The sequence below is a fragment of the Niabella drilacis genome (assembly GCF_900101395.1).
GTDB lineage: Bacteria > Bacteroidota > Bacteroidia > Chitinophagales > Chitinophagaceae > Niabella > Niabella drilacis.
Genome location: NZ_FMZO01000004.1, coordinates 118702 through 125066, shown reverse-complemented (window position 1 = coordinate 125066; position 6365 = coordinate 118702). Strand labels below are relative to the sequence as shown.

Annotated in this window: 5 protein-coding genes; 1 reads left to right on the top strand and 4 read right to left on the bottom strand. The window is 48.9% G+C overall.

All coding sequences use genetic code 11. From position 1 onward, the window contains the following. Positions 1-87: 87 nt before the first annotated feature. Complete coding sequence (locus BLS44_RS08990; protein WP_090389741.1) at positions 88-762, bottom strand: TapB family protein; 675 nt, start codon at positions 760-762, stop codon at positions 88-90. A 180-nt stretch (positions 763-942) separates the two neighbouring features. Between BLS44_RS08990 and BLS44_RS08985 the strand changes: the two genes are divergently transcribed. Further along, positions 943-2985, top strand: coding sequence for an OmpA family protein (locus tag BLS44_RS08985; protein ID WP_176954360.1), 2043 nt, complete (start codon positions 943-945; stop codon positions 2983-2985). A 37-nt stretch (positions 2986-3022) separates the two neighbouring features. Here BLS44_RS08985 and BLS44_RS08980 read toward each other — a convergent pair whose 3' ends face one another. The 3 genes from BLS44_RS08980 to BLS44_RS08970 all read right to left on the bottom strand — a co-directional run bounded on the left by BLS44_RS08980 (position 3023) and on the right by BLS44_RS08970 (position 6344). Then, a complete protein-coding gene (locus BLS44_RS08980; protein WP_090389740.1) occupies positions 3023-3439 on the bottom strand; it encodes a hypothetical protein in 417 nt (138 codons plus the stop codon). A 431-nt stretch (positions 3440-3870) separates the two neighbouring features. Further along, complete coding sequence (gene uvrB, locus BLS44_RS08975) at positions 3871-5910, bottom strand: excinuclease ABC subunit UvrB (protein WP_090389739.1); 2040 nt, start codon at positions 5908-5910, stop codon at positions 3871-3873. A gap of 23 nt (positions 5911-5933) precedes the next feature. Beyond that, the gene (locus BLS44_RS08970; protein ID WP_090389738.1) at positions 5934-6344 is read right to left on the bottom strand and encodes a four helix bundle protein; all 411 of its coding nucleotides are present in this window, start codon (positions 6342-6344) and stop codon (positions 5934-5936) included. Positions 6345-6365: the final 21 nt, after the last annotated feature.

Below are 6365 nucleotides of genomic sequence, written 5' to 3'. Positions count from 1 at the left end.
TTTTTTATCGCTCACAGATAGCGCAGATTTTCACAGATACTATTGACATTTTAAATCTGTGCCGATCTGTGGAATCTGCGAGAACTTTTATTCAATGGAAATTAATTCCGTCTTGCCGTATTTGGATTCCGTACGCACCACGCCGAACCCAGGTACAAACCATTCTGTCATTTCCATCTTAACAGGGATGCCAAATCCCATATTAATTACCGTTTTCGACTGGTAAGTGATCTTATACGCATCCCAGGTACCTGCAGGAGTGCTCACTTTTTCTTTTGCTTCCACATGACGGTTGGTAATATCCAGGGATACAGAAGCCGGAATGCCTGTGGCCATCTTCATATCCATCTCAAAACTGCCGTCTTCCAGGTCCTGTCCTGCGCTTATACTCGAAGGATATTCCAGGTACATACCTTTGGCACTAGCCTCGGTCGATTGCAATTGTCCGCTCTGCTGCGGCGCCATCATCATTTTCATATCCATCAGCAGGACACCCCCCTTGCATTGAACGGTACCGGAAGAAACCGCCAGGGATTTGTCTTTACGGTCAAATACCTCCGAGCGCAATGCCGCGGTACTACTGCCTCCACCGGCCGTTACCTCCGTAATTTTATATACCACTTTGCCATCGGGGGCTCCTTTTTTATTAAAGATCCCGATGGTGATCGTCTTATTTTTCTGAAAAAAATAATACCCGCATTGGGCGGAAGCACTTTTATGCGCCACCAGCAAGAGCAGTATCCATACCAGTTTTGTTTTCATATACCTGTTGTTTGATCATTAACAGGGTAAAACTAGCCCTTTCGCCGGGGTACCCCTATCGCTAAAATGAGGGAGTAATAAACGCCATGTTTTGACCACAGTTTTTTATACATGCGGCTTTTCATCTATATTTACCGCAAATCTGGCTTCGAGAACCATTTTTATATTATTCAAACTACCATGAAAAAAAGATCTTTACTGCTTTCCTTTGTCTGCCTGCTGACTGCGATGCAGGTGGTTATTGCACAAGATGACGTTGTTACCAGCACTGCCAGCACCGATGATCCGGGATACCCTTTGTATCAAACGGGGTTTTATGCCGGGCTGCGCGGAGGCTACCTTTTCAAAAACAAAGCGCTTTGGGAAAACCCGCTTTATCACCTGGGCAATGGTATGTTTGCCGAAGTAAACGGCGGATGGAGAAAGAACGCTTTTGGATGGGAACTGGCTGTTGGTATGCTGAATATTAAGAGGGAGCATCCGGATATACGCCGCTTTTCGGCTTCGGCACAGGGGGTACTGAATGGTATGGGAAACGCAGCCCAATTCCAGAATGCACGGGACTCCGGCCAGGCAAAAAGTGATTATTTCACATTTCCCGAAAGTACGCAGCAGGTAAAGGTGAGCAAGGACTTTAACAGTTACTACGCCCTTACCGGCCCGCGTCTCTGGTTTGGCCGGCAAAGACTGCAGGGCTCCGTCTATGCCCAGGGAGGGATCTCTATGACCCGTTTTGGCTACTATTACCTCAATGGAAACGGTGCTTCGCCTGACCATTACAGCTACAGTTACAACAATGCCCTTGTATCAAGTGCTCCTGTTAACGAGGCGGCAATTGCAAGCCCGACGGTGGGTACGGCGACGACTAATGTTGAGGGCAGCTATGAAAAATACGGCATGACCGGGGTCTTTTTTGATGCCTATAAAGCAAGCGGGGCAGCCAGTCCTGCGGATGTAAAAGAAAAAAATAAAATGCAGTTCTTTGGCCGTGGAGGCGCCAGCCTGGAATTTTTCTTTTCGCCTAAAGCCTCTTTGTCAGCGGGTATAGATTACTGGTATCTTCCTTCACCGGAAATGAAAGGTCAGGCATCATCCAATGGTACGGTAAGCGGCAATATCAATCTCTTTAAACCTGATGCCACTTCAGAGCGGGATCTGCGTTATTCCGATAAATATACCTTTACACAGTCTTATACAGAAAAAAAGAACCTGGGCTTTTTAAGTGCCAGCCTGGGCGTAAAGATCTGGCTGGGCAAAAAACGGCCGGTGCCCGTCAATGACCCACCCGTTATTCCACAGGCGCAGCCACCCGCAGATAAAAACCTGGCAGTAAAAGTGATTGATAAACCTACGGGTAAACCGCTGGATGGTGTAAATATCAAAATTGAAAAGGAGGGCGATGAATCCATTGTAGAAACCATGACCCGGGAAGATGGCAGCATACCGGTGCAAAGGGCACTGGCAGCCGGCAATTATAAGATCACCGGGATCAAGAACGGGATCAAAACCACAGAAGCCATGGTAGCGGTGGCAGATTTTTCAGCGCCCCCTGCAACCATTTACCGGGAACTGATCCACAATGATATCCGGTTTACACTGGCGGGCAAGACGATCAACAAAGCCGATATGGGGCCCCTTCCGTTTATCCAGACCTCATTGACCAATATAACCCGCGGCAACGCTGAGCAGAAAACCTCCGATTCCATTGGCCGGTTTTACTACCAGCTGGACCAGCAAACGGATTATAATGTTATCGCGCAGAATAAGGGCTATTTCTCCAACCGGGAAAAAGTAACCACCAAAGGGCTGAACCGGAGTGAGGTAATTTATGTAAACCTGGCGCTGGAAGTAATGGAACTGAAGAAAGACGCATCCATTGTTTTAAAAGATATTTATTACGATTATAATAAATGGGATATCCGCCCGGATGCCGCCGCGGTGCTGGATAACCTGGTAAAAACCCTGGAGGAAAATCCAACCGTTAAAATTGAACTTTCTTCCCATACCGACAGCAGGGGTGGCGACGCATTCAACATGACCCTTTCGCGCAAACGAGCGGAATCAGCGGTGCGCTACCTGGTAAGCCGGGGTATTGCTTCCGACCGGCTTAAGGCAAAGGGTTATGGAGAAAGCCGGTTGTTGAATGATTGCGGCAATGATGTACCCTGTAGCGAAGAACAGCATCAATTGAACCGGCGCACGGAGATAAAGGTGCTGGAGTAACAGACCCGTTAGGTCCTTATTCGTCGCAGGAGCAATCCTAACAGGTCTTTGCCTCCTTCGGCAGCCACCCACCAATGGTAGCTTTAAGCGGTGCCAGCAGGTCCCAGAACCAGCGGTTGGTGTCATGATCCTTTTCGCCGCAATCGATCACCGCGCAATATTTTTGAACGGGATACAGGAGTTTTTTTACCAGGTTCAGATCGGTGAGCCGGGCAGTATAGTCCGCAAACTGATCGATATATACATGCCCCCATATTTCAACGGCCAGGGAACCGGGCGCAATTTCCAGTTTGCGATGGTATTGTGTTTCGTATGCCTGCAAGATCCCTGCTACCAGCAACTCCGTATTTTGTTCCGGGTCCTTGCTCAGCAACTTCCACAACGGTTCATCATTGTGAATGTGAATGGCGTGTAATTCGATGTCAATAGTAACTCCGGATAAAATGAGCTGCATACTGGCGGGATATTTTGCTGTTGTAAAATAAGAAAAATGCTCCGGTGAAGGGTTCGTTGTGCGGGCGGCCTGTGAGGTCCTTATCTCTCGGAGAACAGACTTCACAGAACTTGGCGCCTATTGCCCCCGGGATAAATTCCGGAGCCCGCCGGACCGATGACCCCTTCTGCTAAACAGGCACTTGCTGTTCTTCGTTGAGGGTACAGGGAGACCTTGGGGACATGGCCTTAATCAGCAGCTTTCAGGCGTTAACAATTACTGCTTGCCTCGTCAGTCGCCCAGTCCCGGAAGATCCTTTGCCGCCCTGTATTGAAGTGCTGAAGTGAGTGATCCCGCTTTTTGCGGGACAGGCTCCAGACCGCCGCCATAAGCGCTGAAGCCGGGCCAATTAAGCAAAAAAAGTTTTAATGCCTGTTCCCCGGATCAGCCTTCTACCGCTTCATCTCCTCCAGCTCTTTCTGCATTTTGAACATCTCATCCCTTAGCCGTGCCGCTTCCATAAAGTCGAGGTCTTTGGCGGCTTTTTCCATTTCCTTCTTCACTTTGGCCACGGCCTTTTCCATCTGCGGAATGGTCTTGTATTCTGCCGGGTCCTCCGCCGCCACGGTGATCATATCCTGGTCGAAGCTTATGGCATATTTGTCTTTTTCATCAAAACCTTTAATATCCAGTACCGAGGTTTGTTTGAATACCTGCTCCTTTGATTTTTTTACGGTGCGGGGAGTAATATTGTGTTCGATATTGTAAGCGATCTGCTTTTCCCTTCTGCGCATCGTTTCATCAATGGTGCGCTGCATACTGCCGGTCATTACATCGGCATAAAAGATCACGCGGCCATCCACATTCCGCGCGGCGCGGCCTGCGGTCTGCGTCAGCGATTTCTCATTTCTTAAAAAGCCCTCCTTATCCGCATCCAGGATGGCTACCAGGCTTACTTCCGGAAGGTCCAGGCCTTCTCTTAAAAGGTTCACCCCCACCAGTACATCAATTTCACCCAGGCGCAGCTGGCGCAGGATCTCTACGCGGTCCAGGGTATCCACCTCGCTGTGAATGTACTTGGATTTAATATTGATGCGATGCAGGTATTTGTCCATTTCCTCGGCCATGCGCTTGGTAAGGGTGGTAACCAATACCCGATCACCTTTCTTAACCGTCTTGTCAATTTCATCCAGCAGGTCATCGATCTGGTTGATGCTGGGCCGCACTTCAATAGGCGGATCCAGCAGGCCCGTGGGGCGCACCACCTGTTCCACGATCACCCCGCCGGTCTTTTCCAGTTCGTATTTATCCGGTGTGGCCGAAACAAAGACCATCTGGTTCTGCAGGTTCTCAAATTCATGAAAATTCAGCGGACGGTTATCCATGGCAGAAGGCAGGCGAAACCCGTAGTCTACCAGGATCAGCTTGCGGCTGCGGTCGCCCCCATACATCCCGCTGATCTGCGGCATGGTCTGGTGACTTTCATCAATAATGGTCATGTAGTCCTTAGGAAAATAATCCAGCAAACAGAAGGGCCTTGTACCCGGGTTGCGGCGGTCAAAAAAGCGGGAGTAGTTTTCCACGCCATTACAATAACCCAGCTCCCGGATCATCTCCACATCATATTCCACCCGCTCTTTCAGGCGCTGCGCTTCGATCAGCTTATTCTGTTGTTTAAAATATTCCACCTGGGCGGTCATCTCGTCCTGTATTTCAAACAGCACCTGGTTGATCATATCCTTGGGGGCTACATAGAGATTGGCCGGGAAGATGGCCGCATTCTCCATTTTGCCGATGCGTTTACCGGTATTGACATCGATGCTCTCGATCTGTTCGATCTCATCTCCAAAAAAAGTGACCCGGTAACCAAAATCCAGGTAGGGCAGGTTGATGTCTACTGTATCCCCTTTTACCCTGAAACTTCCCCGGGTAAAGTCCAGCGTGGTGCGGGTATACAGGGAATTGACAAGCGCATGCAAAAAGCCCTGGCGGGAGAGGGTTTGCCCCTTGTCGATCCGGATGATCCCGTTCTCATAATCGGTGGGGTTCCCCATACCGTAAATGCAGCTTACAGAAGCCACCACGATGATGTCCCGGCGGCCGCTGAGCAAACTGGTGGTCGCCCGCAGGCGCAGCTTATCCAGCTCCTCGTTAATGGCCAGGTCTTTTTCAATATAGGTATCACTTACCGGCATATAGGCCTCGGGCTGGTAATAATCGTAATAAGACACAAAATATTCCACCGCATTATCCGGGAAAAACTGCCGGAACTCCCCGTACAGCTGGGCCACCAGGGTTTTGTTATGGGTGATGATAAGCGTGGGCCGCTGTACATTCTGGATCACATTGGCCATGGTATAAGTTTTACCGCTACCGGTAACGCCCAGCAAGGTCTGATAAGGTTCCCCTGCCAGGAGCCCCTCCGTTAACTGGCGGATGGCTTCCGGCTGATCACCGGCGGGGGGGAAGGGGATATTTAAGTTGAACGGCATTGAGAGAATTTATTGTTTTTTATTTATGGTTTATTGTCGGCCCTGTCTTTAAACCGTAGACCACGCGCCTCGGTTTTATTTAGGTAGATGATAAACGCGGCTATACCCGAAGCTAATTTTGTATACCCGTTATACATTTCACTAAACAAATCATTTGAAATATAGTTCTGATCCAGGGCCCGGTATAGTTGTGATTTCACTTCTCCGCAAGATCCCTTTGCTATTCCAAGGAAATGGATAAACTCCAGTCTTGATGAACGTTCAAATCCTTCTGCGATATTATCCATTGCAGAACCTGCCGCTGCCTTTATCTGGTCTCTAAATCGAAAATCGGAAGAAAAAGGTGACTTCTGCGTTGCCTTAAACACTTCAAATGACAGCATCCGCGCCTGCTGCCAGATTTCAAGATCTTCAAATTTTAAAATGGTGCTCATAACGATAAACAATAAATCAAA

What these genes read in the sequence shown, in the direction of transcription:
- uvrB (WP_090389739.1), bottom strand. Translation starts at nt 5,910, where the DNA reads ATGCCGTTCAACTTAAATATCCCCTTCCCCCCCGCCGGTGATCAGCCG.
- BLS44_RS08990 (WP_090389741.1), bottom strand. Translation starts at nt 762, where the DNA reads ATGAAAACAAAACTGGTATGGATACTGCTCTTGCTGGTGGCGCATAAA.
- BLS44_RS08985 (WP_176954360.1), top strand. Translation starts at nt 943, where the DNA reads ATGAAAAAAAGATCTTTACTGCTTTCCTTTGTCTGCCTGCTGACTGCG.
- BLS44_RS08970 (WP_090389738.1), bottom strand. Translation starts at nt 6,344, where the DNA reads ATGAGCACCATTTTAAAATTTGAAGATCTTGAAATCTGGCAGCAGGCG.
- BLS44_RS08980 (WP_090389740.1), bottom strand. Translation starts at nt 3,439, where the DNA reads ATGCAGCTCATTTTATCCGGAGTTACTATTGACATCGAATTACACGCC.